11 protein-coding genes are annotated in these 14,232 nt (G+C 65.0%); 7 read left to right on the top strand and 4 right to left on the bottom strand.

The features are described 5' to 3' along the window. Window positions 1–43: 43 nt before the first annotated feature. Both BGP02_RS17705 and purN read right to left on the bottom strand, forming a co-directional pair. Window positions 44–1,315 (bottom strand): RsmB/NOP family class I SAM-dependent RNA methyltransferase, encoded by a 1,272-nt coding sequence (locus BGP02_RS17705; protein WP_286799087.1) that lies wholly within the window; start codon window positions 1,313–1,315, stop codon window positions 44–46. 194 nt (window positions 1,316–1,509) lie between these two features. Next, entirely contained in the window at window positions 1,510–2,160 is a 651-nt protein-coding gene (gene purN, locus BGP02_RS17710) for a phosphoribosylglycinamide formyltransferase (RefSeq protein ID WP_017232778.1), read from the bottom strand. A gap of 238 nt (window positions 2,161–2,398) precedes the next feature. On the opposite strand from purN, the gene BGP02_RS17715 reads away from it, so the two are divergent. From BGP02_RS17715 to dut, 7 genes are all read left to right on the top strand, one after another. Then, on the top strand, window positions 2,399–3,391 hold the full coding sequence (locus tag BGP02_RS17715; protein ID WP_026131737.1) for a bifunctional riboflavin kinase/FAD synthetase: 993 nt from the start codon (window positions 2,399–2,401) through the stop codon (window positions 3,389–3,391). Between the two features lie 159 nt (window positions 3,392–3,550). Continuing rightward, entirely contained in the window at window positions 3,551–6,388 is a 2,838-nt protein-coding gene (ileS, locus tag BGP02_RS17720; protein WP_017232776.1) for an isoleucine--tRNA ligase, read from the top strand. Then, the gene (gene lspA / locus BGP02_RS17725) at window positions 6,388–6,933 is read left to right on the top strand and encodes a signal peptidase II (RefSeq protein ID WP_286798924.1); all 546 of its coding nucleotides are present in this window, start codon (window positions 6,388–6,390) and stop codon (window positions 6,931–6,933) included. Before ileS ends, lspA begins: the two co-directional genes overlap by 1 nt. Window positions 6,934–7,009: 76 nt before the next feature. Continuing rightward, entirely contained in the window at window positions 7,010–8,221 is a 1,212-nt protein-coding gene (gene coaBC, locus BGP02_RS17730; RefSeq protein ID WP_017232774.1) for a bifunctional phosphopantothenoylcysteine decarboxylase/phosphopantothenate--cysteine ligase CoaBC, read from the top strand. Between the two features lie 180 nt (window positions 8,222–8,401). Continuing rightward, entirely contained in the window at window positions 8,402–9,622 is a 1,221-nt protein-coding gene (locus BGP02_RS17735) for an MFS transporter (RefSeq protein WP_083902226.1), read from the top strand. Window positions 9,623–9,678: 56 nt separating this feature from the next. Next, window positions 9,679–10,713: an LLM class flavin-dependent oxidoreductase gene (locus tag BGP02_RS17740; RefSeq protein ID WP_017232772.1), complete on the top strand. Its 1,035-nt coding sequence runs from the start codon at window positions 9,679–9,681 to the stop codon at window positions 10,711–10,713. A gap of 86 nt (window positions 10,714–10,799) precedes the next feature. Beyond that, entirely contained in the window at window positions 10,800–11,246 is a 447-nt protein-coding gene (dut, locus tag BGP02_RS17745; protein ID WP_017232771.1) for a dUTP diphosphatase, read from the top strand. 91 nt (window positions 11,247–11,337) lie between these two features. Here dut and clpA read toward each other — a convergent pair whose 3' ends face one another. Together clpA and clpS are read right to left on the bottom strand one after the other, a co-directional pair. Then, window positions 11,338–13,635, bottom strand: coding sequence for an ATP-dependent Clp protease ATP-binding subunit ClpA (clpA, locus tag BGP02_RS17750; protein WP_017232770.1), 2,298 nt, complete (start codon window positions 13,633–13,635; stop codon window positions 11,338–11,340). Then, window positions 13,632–13,946, bottom strand: a complete 315-nt coding sequence (gene clpS / locus BGP02_RS17755; protein WP_010807118.1) for an ATP-dependent Clp protease adapter ClpS — start codon at window positions 13,944–13,946, stop codon at window positions 13,632–13,634. Before clpS ends, clpA begins: the two co-directional genes overlap by 4 nt. Between the last annotated feature and the right edge of the window lie 286 nt (window positions 13,947–14,232).

The raw sequence follows: 14,232 nt of genomic DNA on the forward strand, positions 1-14,232 counted from the left end.
TCTCTCTCTTCTTGTTTTTTGTTAGCCGACGCCGAGCACAGCGTTACGCCGAACGTCGCTCGAACACGGCGGCGAAAAAGCCGTCGGTCGCGTGGCGGTTCGGCAGCAATTCGAGATACTCGCCCGTGTCGATGTCGATTTTCTGCGCTGCAAGCAACGCATTCGCCGGTAACAGCGCGAAATCCGGATGTGCGGCCGCAAACGCCTCGGCGATGGCACTGTTCTCTTCGTTCAGCAGGCTGCACGTAGCGTACACGAGACGGCCGCCCGGCTTCACCAGACGTGCTGCGCTCGCGAGGATCGACGCCTGCTTTTGCGTGAGCTCCGCGACCGACTGTGGCGACTGACGCCATTTCAGATCCGGATTGCGACGCAGCGTGCCAAGCCCACTGCAAGGGGCGTCGACCAGCACGCGGTCGATCTTGCCCGCCAGACGCTTGATCTTGCTGTCGTTCTCGCTGTCGATCATGACCGGATAGACGTTCGACAGGCCGCTGCGCGCCAGACGCGGCTTGAGCTTCGCCAGGCGCTTTTCCGAGATATCGAACGCGTAAAGGCGCCCCGTCGAACGCATCTGCGCGCCGATGGCGAGCGTCTTGCCGCCGGCCCCGGCGCAGAAGTCGACGATCATCTCCCCGCGACGCGGCGCGACCAATTGGCACAGCAACTGGCTTCCCTCGTCCTGAACTTCGATCGCACCGGAAATGAACAGCGGATGCTTTTGCAGTGCAGGCTTGCCGGCCAGACGAATGCCGTTGGGCGCGAACGGCGTCGGCTCGGCCGAAAAGCCGTCCACACGCAGTTGCGCGAGCACATCGTCCCGGTTCGCCTTGACCACGTTCACACGGCAGTCGAGCGGCGCGGGCTGGTTAAGGGCCGCGGCGAGCGCTTCGAGTTCAGTGCCGTCGAATCGCGTGGCCAGACGCTCATAGAGCCATTCCGGCAAATTGGTGCGCACGCGAGCAGACAGGCTGGCCGGGTCGATCTGACCGACGTGCTCGAGCCACGAGACTTCATCGGGCGTTGCCACCAGTTGCACCGACGCCAGACCGCGCGTGAACGCCAGACCGAGCAATGCCAGGCGTCGCTCCAGCGGCCCGGAGCCACTGCCTGCATGCTGACCGAATTCGAGCTTGCGGCGCAGAATGGCGAAGACCGTTTCCGCCAGCACACCGCGCTCGCGGTGGCCCAGCTTGGCGTTGGCGCGGAAGTACGTGCTCACAAGCGTATCGGCCGGACCGCTGAACGTCAGCACGCTGCCGAGCAGGCGTTGCGTGTGCTCGAAGAGTGCGGGCGACAGGTGCTCGCCGCGCATGCGGGCCGTCTCGGCGGGCGGCGCCTCCGGGCGGCGATCGTTGCGTGAACGGTCGTAGCGGTCAGGGCGGACATATCGCTCCTGACGCTCTCCCGCCTGCCCGCCCTTTGACGGCTGACGGGTATCGGTGGATCGGCCACCGGCGCGATGACCGGATTGATTGGCGCCATCGCGGCGCTGTGTCGGGCGGGTGCTCATGCGTCCTCACCAAAAAGCCATTGCGGATCGGGCGTGCCGTCGGCCCCGGGCGTGGTCGTCACGCGGCCATCGGCCACGACCAGACGATCTTCCACGAACCAGCGCACGGCGCGCGGATAAATGATGTGTTCCAGCGGCAGAATGCGCTCGGCCAGCGTCTCGGGGGTGTCTCCTGCCCGCACCGGCAAGGCCGCCTGCAGGATGTACGGGCCGTGATCGAGCTCGGCCGTGACGAAATGCACGGTTGCGCCCACGACCTTGCAGCCGGCGTCGAGCGCGCGGGCGTGCGTTTGCAGACCCGGGAAGGCAGGCAACAGCGACGGGTGAATGTTCAGGAGTCGGCCGGCGTAGCGCTCGGTAAAGCCCGGCGTCAGAATGCGCATGAAGCCGGCGAGCACCACCACATCGGGCTGATGGCGATCGATCTCGGCGGCAAGTTCGGCGTCGAACGCCTCGCGCGTCTTGCCCTGGCTGGGCACCACGGCCGTAGCGATGCCGTTTTCCTGGGCGAATGCCAGGCCTTCGGCGTCGGCGCGATTGGTGATGATGGCCGCCACGCGGGCCGGCCAGCCTTCTGCGGTACAGGCACGGACGATGGCCTGCATGTTGCTGCCTCGTCCGGAAATCAGGATGACAATGTTCTTCATCGCAGGATTTTATCATTGGTGCGACGCACCAGACACGTGGCATTGACCGCGTCGTGCGCCGCGATGGCCCCGAAGCGTTTATAATTCAACGTTCTGCGGCGCCGCAATGTCGGATCGGCCGTCCTGCGCCGCCCTGGGCTCGCCCCGTCGCCGCAGGCCGGTGGGTCTTCGCATCCGCGCCGCGCGGGATTATCCACCAACGCTCAATTCGACGTCCTGACCTGACGCTTCCATTATCGTGCGAGTCTTCCGGGGTCTACCCAACGCGCAGAGCAAAGCGCCCTGCGTGCTGACGATCGGCAATTTCGACGGCGTGCACCTGGGCCACCAGGCGCTGCTCGCTCGCGTTCGCGCCTCGGCGGCCGCACGCGGCCTACCGGTGTGCGTGATGACGTTCGAGCCGCATCCCCGTGAGTATTTCATGCCCGACCGGGCGCCCGCGCGCATTTCCAACCTGCGCGACAAGTTCGAGGCGCTTCGCTCGCATGGGGTCGACCGCCTGGTGGTGGAACACTTCAACGCCCATTTCGCCGGCCAGTCGCCTGAAGACTTCGTGCGCAATATCATCGTCGACGGGTTGCACACCCGCTGGCTGCTCGTGGGCGACGACTTCCGCTTCGGCGCGAAACGCGCGGGCGACATCGAATATTTGCGCGATGCCGGCCGTCGCTTCGATTTCGTCGTCGAACAAATGCCGACCTTCGCACACGACGGCGTGCGGATTTCCAGCTCCGAAGTGCGCACGGCGCTCGCCGACGGCAATTTCGAGCGCGCCCACGCGCTGCTCGGCCGTCCGTACGCGATCACGGGCCACGTCGTGCATGGCATGAAGCTCGGCCGCAAGCTGGGCTTCCCGACGCTCAATCTGCGCATCGCCCACAAGCATCCGGCGTTGACGGGAATTTTCGTCGTGCAGGTGCATGGCCTGGCGGACCGACCGCTGCCCGCCGTGGCCAGCCTGGGTTGGCGCCCGACCGTGGACGATTCCGGGCGCGTGCTGCTCGAAGTCCACCTGCTCGATTTCGACGGCGATTGTTATGGCAAGCTGGTGCGTGTGGAATTCTTGCAGAAGCTGCGTGACGAAGCCAAATTCGACGGTCTGGCCGAACTGGAAGCGGCCATCGCGCAAGACACGCGCGAGGCGCGCGCCTACTTCGCGCATGCGCTTGATGCCAACAGCCCGAGCGCACGACGCGACTTTGCCACCTCAGCTACCGACCGAATTAGTTGATCTTCGCCCGCGTGCGCCGGCGCCCAGCGCCTCGCGCGCGGCCCGCCGCCGCCACTGGCACCTGCCCGGGCGTTGCCGCTTCCGGCCCACAAGGCCCGCCTGCAACGCCAACGGCGCGAGCGCCCTACACCTGATATTCCAAATTCGTAGCGAAGCCCCATGAGCGAAAAGAAAGCCCCGAGCAAATATCCCGTCAACCTGCTGGACACGCCGTTCCCGATGCGCGGCGATCTGCCCAAGCGCGAGCCTCAGTGGGTCAAGCAATGGCAGGACAAGAAGATCTACGACAAGATCCGCCGCGCAAGCAAAGGCCGTCCGAAGTTCATCCTGCATGACGGCCCGCCGTATGCCAACGGGGACATCCACCTCGGCCACGCGGTCAACAAGATCCTCAAGGACATGATCGTCAAGGCACGCAGCCTGGCGGGCTTCGACGCCGCCTATGTACCGGGCTGGGATTGCCATGGCATGCCGATCGAAATCCAGATCGAAAAGCAGTTCGGCAAGCACCTGCCGGTGCGCGAAGTACAGGAAAGGGCGCGCGCCTACGCGGCGGAACAGATCGAACGCCAGAAGCCCAACTTCAAGCGTCTGGGCGTGCTCGGCGACTGGGACAACCCGTATAAGACCATGAACTTCTCGAACGAAGCGAACGAGCTTCGTGCGCTCGCGAAGATCATGGAGAACGGCTACGTCTACCGTGGTCTGAAGCCGGTGAACTGGTGCTTCGACTGCGGATCCGCACTCGCCGAAGCGGAAGTCGAGTACAAGGACAAGACCGATCTGGCCATCGATGTCGGCTTTGCCTTCGCCGAGCCGGAGAAAGTCGCGAAGGCCTTCGGCCTGCCGAAGCTGCCGCGCGAAGACGGCCACATCGTCATCTGGACGACCACCCCGTGGACGATCCCGTCGAACCAGGCGCTCAATGTTCACCCGGAAGTCGAATACGCGCTGGTCTCGACCGAGCGCGGTCTGCTGATTCTGGCAAGCGAACGCGTTGAAGACTGCCTGAAGACTTACGGCCTGCACGGCGACATCGTCGCGCGCACGAAGGGCGAAGCGCTCTCGCTGATCCGCTTCCGTCACCCCTTGTCGACGGCCGACGCCGGCTACGAGCGCACCTCGCCGGTCTATCTCGGCGACTACGTGACGACCGAAACGGGGACGGGCATCGTCCACTCGGCCCCCGCCTATGGCGTGGAAGACTTCGTGTCGTGCAAGGCGCATGGCATGTCCGACGCGGATATCCGCATGCCGGTGCTGGGCGACGGACACTATCAGGACAGCCTGCCGCTGTTCGGCGGCCAGTCTATCTGGGACGCCAACCCGCAGATCGTCGAAGCGCTGCGCGAAGCCGGTACACTGTTCCACTCGTTCAAGTACACGCACAGCTACATGCACTGCTGGCGTCACAAGTCCCCGATCATCTATCGCGCGACGAACCAGTGGTTCGCGGGCATGGACGTGAAGCCGGTCGACGGCGCGCCGGGCGGCGGCAACACCCTGCGCGAGATCGCGCTCGCCGGCATCGAAGCCACCGAGTTCTTCCCGGCGTGGGGCAAGCAGCGTCTGCACAACATGATCGCGCACCGCCCGGACTGGACGCTCTCGCGCCAGCGCCAATGGGGCGTGCCGATGGCCTTCTTCGTGCACAGGGAAACCGGCGCGCTGCATCCGCGCACCCCGGAACTGCTCGAAGCCGTGGCCAAGCGCGTGGAAACCGAAGGCATCGAAGCGTGGCAAACGCTCGACCCGGTTGAGCTGCTCGGCGACGAGGCCAAGGATTACGTGAAGAACCGCGACACGCTCGACGTGTGGTTCGACTCGGGCACGACGCACTGGCATGTGCTGCGCGGCTCGCACGCGCATGAGCTGGGCTTCCCGGCCGACCTGTATCTGGAAGGCTCGGATCAGCACCGCGGCTGGTTCCATTCGTCGCTGCTCACGGCCTCGATGATCGACGGCCGCCCGCCATACAAGGCGCTGCTCACGCACGGCTTCACGGTCGACGGTCAGGGCCGCAAGATGTCGAAATCGATCGGCAACACGATTCTGCCGCAAGACGTCGCAGACAAGCTCGGTGCCGAAATCATCCGCCTGTGGGTGGCGTCGACCGATTACTCGGGCGAGCTGTCGATCTCGGACGAAATCCTCAAGCGCGTCACCGAAGGGTATCGCCGTATCCGTAACACGCTGCGCTTCCTGCTCTCGAATCTGGCCGATTACGACCACGCGAAGCACGCGCTGCCGGCCGACCAATGGCTGGAAATCGACCGCTACGCCGTGGCATTGGCCCAGTCGCTGCAAACCGAAGTGCTCGGCCACTACGACCGCTACGAGTTCCATCCGGTCGTGGCCAAGCTCCAGACGTTCTGCTCCGAGGACCTCGGCGGCTTCTACCTCGACATTCTGAAGGATCGTCTGTACACGAGCGCACCGGACTCGCCGGCCCGCCGCGCCGCCCAGAACGCCCTGTACCACATCACGCATGGCCTGCTCAAGCTCATGGCCCCGTTCCTGTCGTTCACGGCCGAAGAAGCATGGCAGGTGTTCCAGCCGGGCAATGACACGATCTTCACGGAGACGTACTACGCTTATCCGGACGTCGCGGAAGGCTCGCGTCTGCTTGAGAAGTGGTACCTCCTGCGCACGGTGCGCGGCGACGTCACCAAGGCGCTCGAAGAGGCACGCGCGGCGGAGCAGATCGGTTCGTCGCTGCAGGCCGAAGTCGACGTGCGCGTCTCGGGGCGCAAGTACGAGGTGCTGGCGAGCCTCGGCGACGACCTGCGCTTCGTGCTGATCACATCGGCGGCGGCCGTCACGCAGGTGGCGACCGAAGCCGACGAAGGCGTGATGGTCACGCCGTCCTCGCACCAGAAGTGCGAGCGTTGCTGGCACTATCGTGAAGACGTGGGCGCAGACGCGGCCCATCCCACCCTTTGTGGCCGCTGCGTGTCGAATCTGTTCGGCAGCGGCGAACACCGGAGCGCGGCATAATGGCAAGCAAGGCAGGCGCCCGTACGGGCGCACGACGCAGCAATGGCAATGGGGGCGCGCGGGGTGGCGCCGCTTATGGCTTGGCCCCGTGGCTTGGGGTCGCGGTCATCGCGATCCTGATCGATCAGGTCACCAAGCTGACGATTCTGAAGACGTTCCAGTACGGCGAGTTTCATCCGTTGACGTCGTTCTTCAATCTGGTGCTGGTGTACAACAAGGGCGCGGCGTTCAGCTTCCTGGCGGCCGCGGGCGGTTGGCAGCGCTGGTTCTTCACGCTGCTCGGTCTGGTGGCGGCGACCGTGATCATCTTCCTGCTCAAGCGCCATCACGGCCAGAAGATGTTCTGCCTGTCGCTCTCGCTGATTCTGGGCGGCGCGCTGGGCAACGTGATCGATCGGGTGATCTACGGCCACGTGATCGACTTTCTGGACTTTCACGTCGGCGGCAGGCATTGGCCGGCGTTCAACATGGCTGACTCGGCAATTTGCGTGGGCGCCGTACTGCTGGTGATCGACGAGCTGCGACGCGTGCGGCGCGGCAAATAGCGCACCGCGGATCGAGGCAAAACACCGTCGCGGCGCCCAGGAGGCGCCGCGCAGCACTTTGGAGGAGGCACTTCCTATGGATCGCGGTGAACTTGCGGGCAAGACCATCGTTCTCGGCCTGACCGGCGGCATTGCCTGCTACAAGTCGGCCGAACTCACCCGGTTGCTCATCAAGGCCGGTGCGACGGTGCAGGTCGTGATGACCGAGGCCGCCACGCAATTCATCACCCCGCTCACGATGCAGGCGCTCTCGGGCCGCCCGGTCTTCACCAGTCAGTGGGATGGCCGCATCGACAACAACATGGCGCACATCGACCTCTCGCGCGAGGCCGACGCCATTCTCATCGCCCCGGCCTCCACCGACTTTCTCGCCAAGCTCGCGCACGGCATGGCGGACGATCTGCTGTCCACGCTGTGCGTGGCGCGCGATTGCCCGCTGCTGGTGGCGCCCGCGATGAACCGTCAGATGTGGGCCAACCCGGCCACTCAGCGCAATGCGGCGACGCTGCGCGGCGATGGCGTCGCGATCCTCGGCCCCGGCAGCGGCGAGCAGGCCTGCGGCGAAATCGGCGACGGACGAATGCTCGAACCGGAGGACCTGTTCGAGGCGCTTGCCAGCTTCTTCCAGCCCAAGCGACTCGCCGGGCGCCGCGTGCTAATTACCGCCGGCCCGACTTTCGAGCCCATCGACCCGGTCCGCGGCCTGACCAACCTGTCCAGCGGCAAGATGGGCTTCGCGCTCGCGCGTGCCGCGGCGCAGGCCGGTGCCGAGGTGCATCTGATCGCCGGCCCGTGCTCGCTGGCGACGCCCTACGGTGTCACGCGCCGCAACGTCCAGACGGCGCAGCAAATGTATGACGCCGTGATGGCCGACATCTCGCACAACGACATCTTCATCGCGGTGGCCGCCGTGGCCGATTGGCGCGTGCGCGATGTGGCCCGCGACAAGATCAAGAAGGCGGGCGACGCCGACGTGCCGACGCTCGAATTCGTGCAGAACCCCGACATCCTCGCGGCCGTCGCGCAGCTGCCGACGCCGCCCTACTGCGTGGGGTTCGCAGCCGAGTCAGGCGATCTGGAGACGCATGGCGCCCAGAAGCGCAAACGCAAGCAGGTGCCGCTGCTCGTCGGCAATCTCGGGCCGGCCACGTTCGGGCAGGACGACAATGAGGTCATCCTGTTCGACGAGGCCGGGCAGCAACACCTGCCGCGTGCCGACAAGGCATCGCTCGCCCAACGCCTGATCGCCGAAATCGCCGCCCGGCTTCCCTCGCGCGCGCCGGGCTGACGATCGTCTGCGCCCAACCACGTGCCGCACACCGTCTCATCGGTGTCTCGTCTGTCATCGTCGTTGTCCGACGACGCTGACAGACTGGCGGCAACGCTCGACGTCACGGCCTCAGCACCGCGGCCCTTCGGCCCTTCCGCCGTCGGCCCTCGAAGGCCATCGCAAACAATAACAAGCCCAATGACGCAACCTCCTACCTCCGCGCGGCCCGCCGTCAGTGTCTACGGGACCCTGAGCATGCTCGCCGCAATCATGTTCTTCGGTTTCATGACGATCGGCATGCCGCTGCCCGTACTGCCGGTCTACGTGCACGAAACGCTCGGCTACGGCGCCTTCGTGGTGGGCGTGACCATCGGCATCCAGTCGGTCGTCACATTGCTGCTGCGCTCCTACGCCGGACGCACCGTCGACACCCGCGGCCCGCGCCGCGCCGTGCTGACCGGCCTGTGCGGCTGCGGCGTGGCGGGCGTGCTCTATCTGGCGGCGTCGATGGTGCCGCACCCGGCACTTGCGCTGGGCATTCTCATCGCGGGACGCGTTGTGCTCGGCTTCGGCGAAAGCCTGATCCTGACCGGCGGCATGTCGTGGGGCATCGGCCTGCTCGGCGCCGCCCACGCCAGCAAGGCGATTTCGTGGCAAGGCGTGTCCATGTACACGGCGATCGCCATCGGTGCCCCGTTCGGGGCCTACCTGCTGCAATCGGCCGGCTTTACGGCGGTCTCGCTGGTGAACATCGCGCTGCCCGCCATCGCGTTCGCGATCGCGCTGCGTCTGCCAGCAGCCGCGCCCATTGGCGGGAATCGCTTGCCGTTCTTCCGTGTGGTGGGACTGGTATGGCGCCCGGGACTGGCCATGACGCTGGGCAGCATCGGCTATGCCGTCATTGCCGCGTTCATCACGCTGTACTATGCGAGCCACGGCTGGTCGGGTGCCGCGTTCGCGCTCACGCTCTATAGCGCATGCTTTATCGGCATACGGATCGTGCTCGCGCACGCCGTCGATCGATTCGGCGGACGCCGCGTGGCTATGGCCTCGCTCGTGTTCAGCGCCATCGGCCAGTTCCTGCTGTGGGGCGCGGTGAACCCGGACATGGCCCTCGTGGGCGCCGGACTCACCGGCGTGGGCTTCTCGCTGGTCTTCCCGGCCCTCGGCGTGGAGGCGCTGCGTCAGGTCCCGCCGCAGAACCGCGGCGCGGCGCTGGCGGCCTACTCGGCATTCTTCGATCTGGCGCTTGGGCTGATCGGTCCGATGGCCGGTCTCGTCGCCAACTATTTCGGCTATGCCTCGATCTTCCTGTGCGGTGCCCTCGGCGGCATCGTCGCGATTCTCATGATTGCGCGCCTGCCGCACGCAGGCCCGGTCGCGACACCGGCGGATTCGTCCGCCGGCAGCGGCCACTGATTCCGCACCACGACGACGTCGATGGCCCGACGCCATCGACTTGGAGCCTCGAATTCATGACGACTACGGCCGCGGCACGCATCAAGCTGTCGATCCTCGATCAAACTCCCGTAATTCACGGCCACAGTGTGGCGGACGCCATCGCAGCGACCGTGGAACTGGCGCAGGCCGCCGACGACCTGGGCTACACGCGCTACTGGTGCGCGGAGCATCACGGATTGCGTGGTGTGGCCAATCCGGCACCGGAGGTCATGATCGCCCGGCTCGCCAGCGTGACGAAGCACCTGCGGGTCGGCTCGGGCGGCGTCATGCTGCCGTACTACAGCCCGTTCAAGTTGGCCGAGCAATTTCTGACGCTCGAGGCGTTGTTTCCGAATCGCATCGACCTTGGCGTCGGACGTGCCCCCGGCGGCGACATGCGCACGGCGCGCGCCGTGGCGAAAGGGCCGTACGACGCCGGCGAGCACTTCCCGCAACAGGTGGCAGAGCTGGCCGGCCTATTCAACGACACGCTGGCCGACGATCACCCATACCGCGACGTGCTGCTGCAGCCGGCGGTGGCAACACGCCCCGAGCTGTGGGTACTGGGCTCGAGCGAGTTCGGTGGCCTGCTTGCCGCGCAGCTCGGTCTGCGCTACTGCTTCGCCCACTTCATCAATGCCCATGATGGCCATCGCGTTACGCAGGCGTACCGCGAGCGCTTCACGCCGGGCGCGCCGCGCAAACCCTATTGCGCCGTGGCGCTCTTCGTCATCTGTGCCGATACCGACGCCGAGGCCGAAGCCCTGGAGGCCGGCGTAGACCTTCGGCGCGTGCAGATGGCTTACGGCATGAACGAGCCGATTCCGAGCCTTGAGCAAGGCGCGCAGGCCATGGCACAGTATCGTGAGCGGGAGTTGTCCGTGATCGCGCGCGAGAAGCCGCGTAGTATCATCGGCACCCCAGAGCGCGTGACTGAACGCGTGTTGGCGTTGCAGGAACAGTTCGAGGCCGACGAAATTGTCGTGTTGACCGTGGCCGGCAGTTATCGCGCCCGGCTGCGCTCACATGAACTGCTCGCGCAAGCGTTTTCGTTGCGCAGCGCCGACTGACGGGCACCGGAGACGCGCCCGCCTGTGCGCGAAGCGTCCCTGGCCGCATTTTTCGACAGCCATCCCTCATCCAACGCCATACGACCATGAACCTCGACGTCAAGATTCTCGACGAACGCCTGCGCTCGCAGTTGCCCGCCTATGCCACGCCGGGCAGTGCCGGGCTCGATCTCCGGGCGTGCCTCGACACACCGATGACCATTGAACCGGGACAGACGGTGCTCGTGCCGACGGGGCTGGCGATTCATCTGTCCGATCCCGGCTACGCTGCGTTGATCCTGCCGCGCTCGGGCCTCGGCCACAAACACGGCATCGTGCTTGGCAATCTAGTGGGACTGATCGACTCGGATTACCAGGGCCAATTGATGGTCTCGACCTGGAACCGGGGTCATGTGCCGTTCGTGCTGAATCCGTTCGAGCGTCTGGCGCAACTGGTGATCGTGCCGGTCGTGCAGGCCACGTTCAACCTCGTCGACGCGTTCCCCGAGAGCGATCGCGGCGCGGGCGGTTTCGGCAGCACCGGCAAGCACTGACGCCACGCGGCGGCGGCGCGACCCGGCCGACGAGGACCACGAAAAAGCGCCGCATGAAGCGGCGCTTTTTCATTGGGCGATGCCGTGACGATTACTCGACTTCGGCCGCTTCCGGTTCGGCACGGGCGTTGCCATCCTGCGGGAACGACAGTTGTACCTGATCGTGCTCATCCAGATTCACGGTGACGCGCCCGCCGCTGGTCAGACGCCCGAACAGCAATTCGTCGGCCAGCGCACGACGGATCGTGTCCTGGATCAAACGCTGCATCGGACGCGCACCCATCAGCGGATCGAAGCCCTTCTTCGCCAGGAACGCGCGCAGCTTGTCGGTGAAGACCACTTCGACCTTCTTCTCGTGCAACTGGTCTTCGAGCTGGATGAGGAACTTGTCGACCACGCGCAGGATGATCTGTTCGTCGAGCGGCTTGAAGCTGATGATCGCGTCCAGACGGTTGCGGAACTCCGGCGTGAACATGCGCTTGATGTCGGCCATTTCATCGCCGGCCTGACGCTCGTTCGTGAAACCGATGCTCGCGCGGTTGATCGTCTCCGCGCCCGCATTCGTCGTCATGATGACGATGACGTTACGGAAATCCGCCTTGCGACCGTTGTTGTCGGTGAGCGTGCCGTGGTCCATCACCTGGAGCAGCACGTTGAAGATGTCCGGGTGCGCCTTCTCGATTTCGTCGAGCAGCAGCACGCAATGGGGCTTCTTCGTGACGGCTTCGGTGAGTAGCCCGCCCTGATCGAACCCCACATACCCCGGGGGCGCGCCAATCAGACGACTCACCGCGTGACGTTCCATGTACTCCGACATATCGAAGCGGATCAGCTCGATGCCCAGCGTGAAGGCGAGCTGCTTCGCGACTTCGGTCTTGCCGACACCGGTCGGGCCCGAGAACAGGAACGCGCCGATCGGCTTGTCCGTCTTGCCCAGCCCGGCGCGCGACATCTTGATTGCGGCCGACAAGGCGTCGATGGCCGGGTCCTGCCCGAACACCACGCTCTTGAGGTCGCGGTCGAGCGTCTGGAGCTTGCCGCGGTCATCGGCCGACACGCTCTGCGCCGGAATGCGCGCAATCTTCGACACGATGTCCTCGATCTCGCCCTTGCCGATCGTCTTCTTCTGCTTGGACTTCGGCAGAATGCGCTGGGCGGCGCCGGCTTCGTCGATCACGTCGATGGCCTTGTCAGGCAGGTGACGGTCGGTGATGAACTTGGCGGACAGCTCGGCCGCGGCCGACAGTGCACTCGACGAGTACTTCACGCCGTGGTGCTCTTCGAAACGCGACTTCAGCCCGCGCAGGATCTGCACGGTCTGCTCGACGGTCGGCTCGTTCACATCGATCTTCTGGAAACGACGCGACAACGCGGCGTCCTTTTCGAAAATGCCGCGATACTCGGTGAAGGTCGTGGCGCCGATGCACTTGAGCTGCCCCGACGACAACGCCGGCTTGAGCAGGTTCGAGGCGTCGAGCGTGCCGCCCGACGCGGCGCCCGCGCCGATCAGCGTATGAATCTCGTCGATGAACAGGATCGCGTTGTTGCGCTCCTTGAGTTCCTTGAGCACCGCCTTCAGGCGTTGCTCGAAGTCGCCGCGATACTTCGTGCCGGCGAGCAGCGCGCCCATGTCGAGCGAGTAGACGGTGGCGTCCTGCAGGATCTCGGGCACTTCGCCGCGCGTCACGCGCCAGGCGAGGCCTTCTGCGATGGCTGTCTTGCCCACGCCGGCTTCGCCGACGAGCAGCGGGTTGTTCTTGCGGCGGCGGCACAGCACCTGCACCACGCGCTCGACTTCCGCCTCGCGCCCGATGAGCGGATCGATCTTGCCGTCGCGCGCCAGTTGGTTGAGGTTCTGGGTGTACTGCGCGAGCGGGCTCTCCTTGGCGTTCGCCCCCTCTTCCCCTTCGGCACTGCCTTCGCCGGCCTTGGCCGACTCGCCGGGCGCGCCCGTCTTGGTAATGCCGTGAGAGATGAAATTGACGACATCCAGACGCGTCACGCCCTGCTGCTGCAGGTAGTAGACCGCGTGGGAGTCCTTTTCACCGAAGATGGCGACCAGCACGTTGGCGCCCGTCACTTCCTTCTTGCCGTTGGAAGTCGATTGCACGTGCATGATGGCGCGTTGAATCACGCGCTGGAACCCGAGCGTGGGCTGTGTGTCGACCTCGTCGCTACCCGGCACCGTCGGCGTATTGTCGGCGATGAAGTTGCGCAGGTTCTGCCGTAAATCCTCAAGATTTGCGGCGCAGGCGCGCAACACTTCGGCAGCGGTCGGGTTATCCAACAGGGCGAGCAACAGGTGCTCGACCGTGATGAATTCGTGTCTTGCCTGGCGCGCTTCCATAAACGCCATGTGCAGGCTGACTTCCAATTCCTGGGCAATCATGCTTCCTCCATCACGCACTGCAGCGGGTGCCCGGACTGCCTTGCATGGCTAACAACTTGCTCAACTTTGGTCGCCGCGACGTCGCGCGTAAAGACCCCACAAACTCCCCTGCCCTCTCGGTGAACCTTGAGCATGATCTGCGTGGCAGACTCCCGGTCCTTATTGAAATATTCCTGAATGACCATCACCACGAATTCCATCGGGGTGAAATCGTCGTTCAACAGTACCACCTTGTACATCGATGGCGGCTTGAGCTGTTGCTCCTGCCGCTCCTGTACGGTGTCGTCATGCGTTGTCGGTAAGGTTGCCATACGTGGATTCTAAACAACTCCCGGGTTCAGCAAGCCATCGGCGTCCCGATTGCCGCCTGCCGTCCGGTCGTCCACCGGAATGCCAACACTCGTCGTTCCGCGCGTTGTCCAGCAAGGCGCCGCAGCCCCGACCACCGGGGCGTGCCACACCCATATGAGTCAGCTTAACCCAAATTTCAAGGGCGTGTCTCCGCAGGCCCGGCGCGCGCACAAGCATCAGGGTAAAACCTGATCGAGCACAACTTCTATCGTTCAAAAAGGGCTTGACACTATTGGTAGTTAGCGA

The organism is Pandoraea sp. 64-18 (genome assembly GCF_001899225.1).
Lineage (GTDB): Bacteria > Pseudomonadota > Gammaproteobacteria > Burkholderiales > Burkholderiaceae > Pandoraea > Pandoraea cepalis.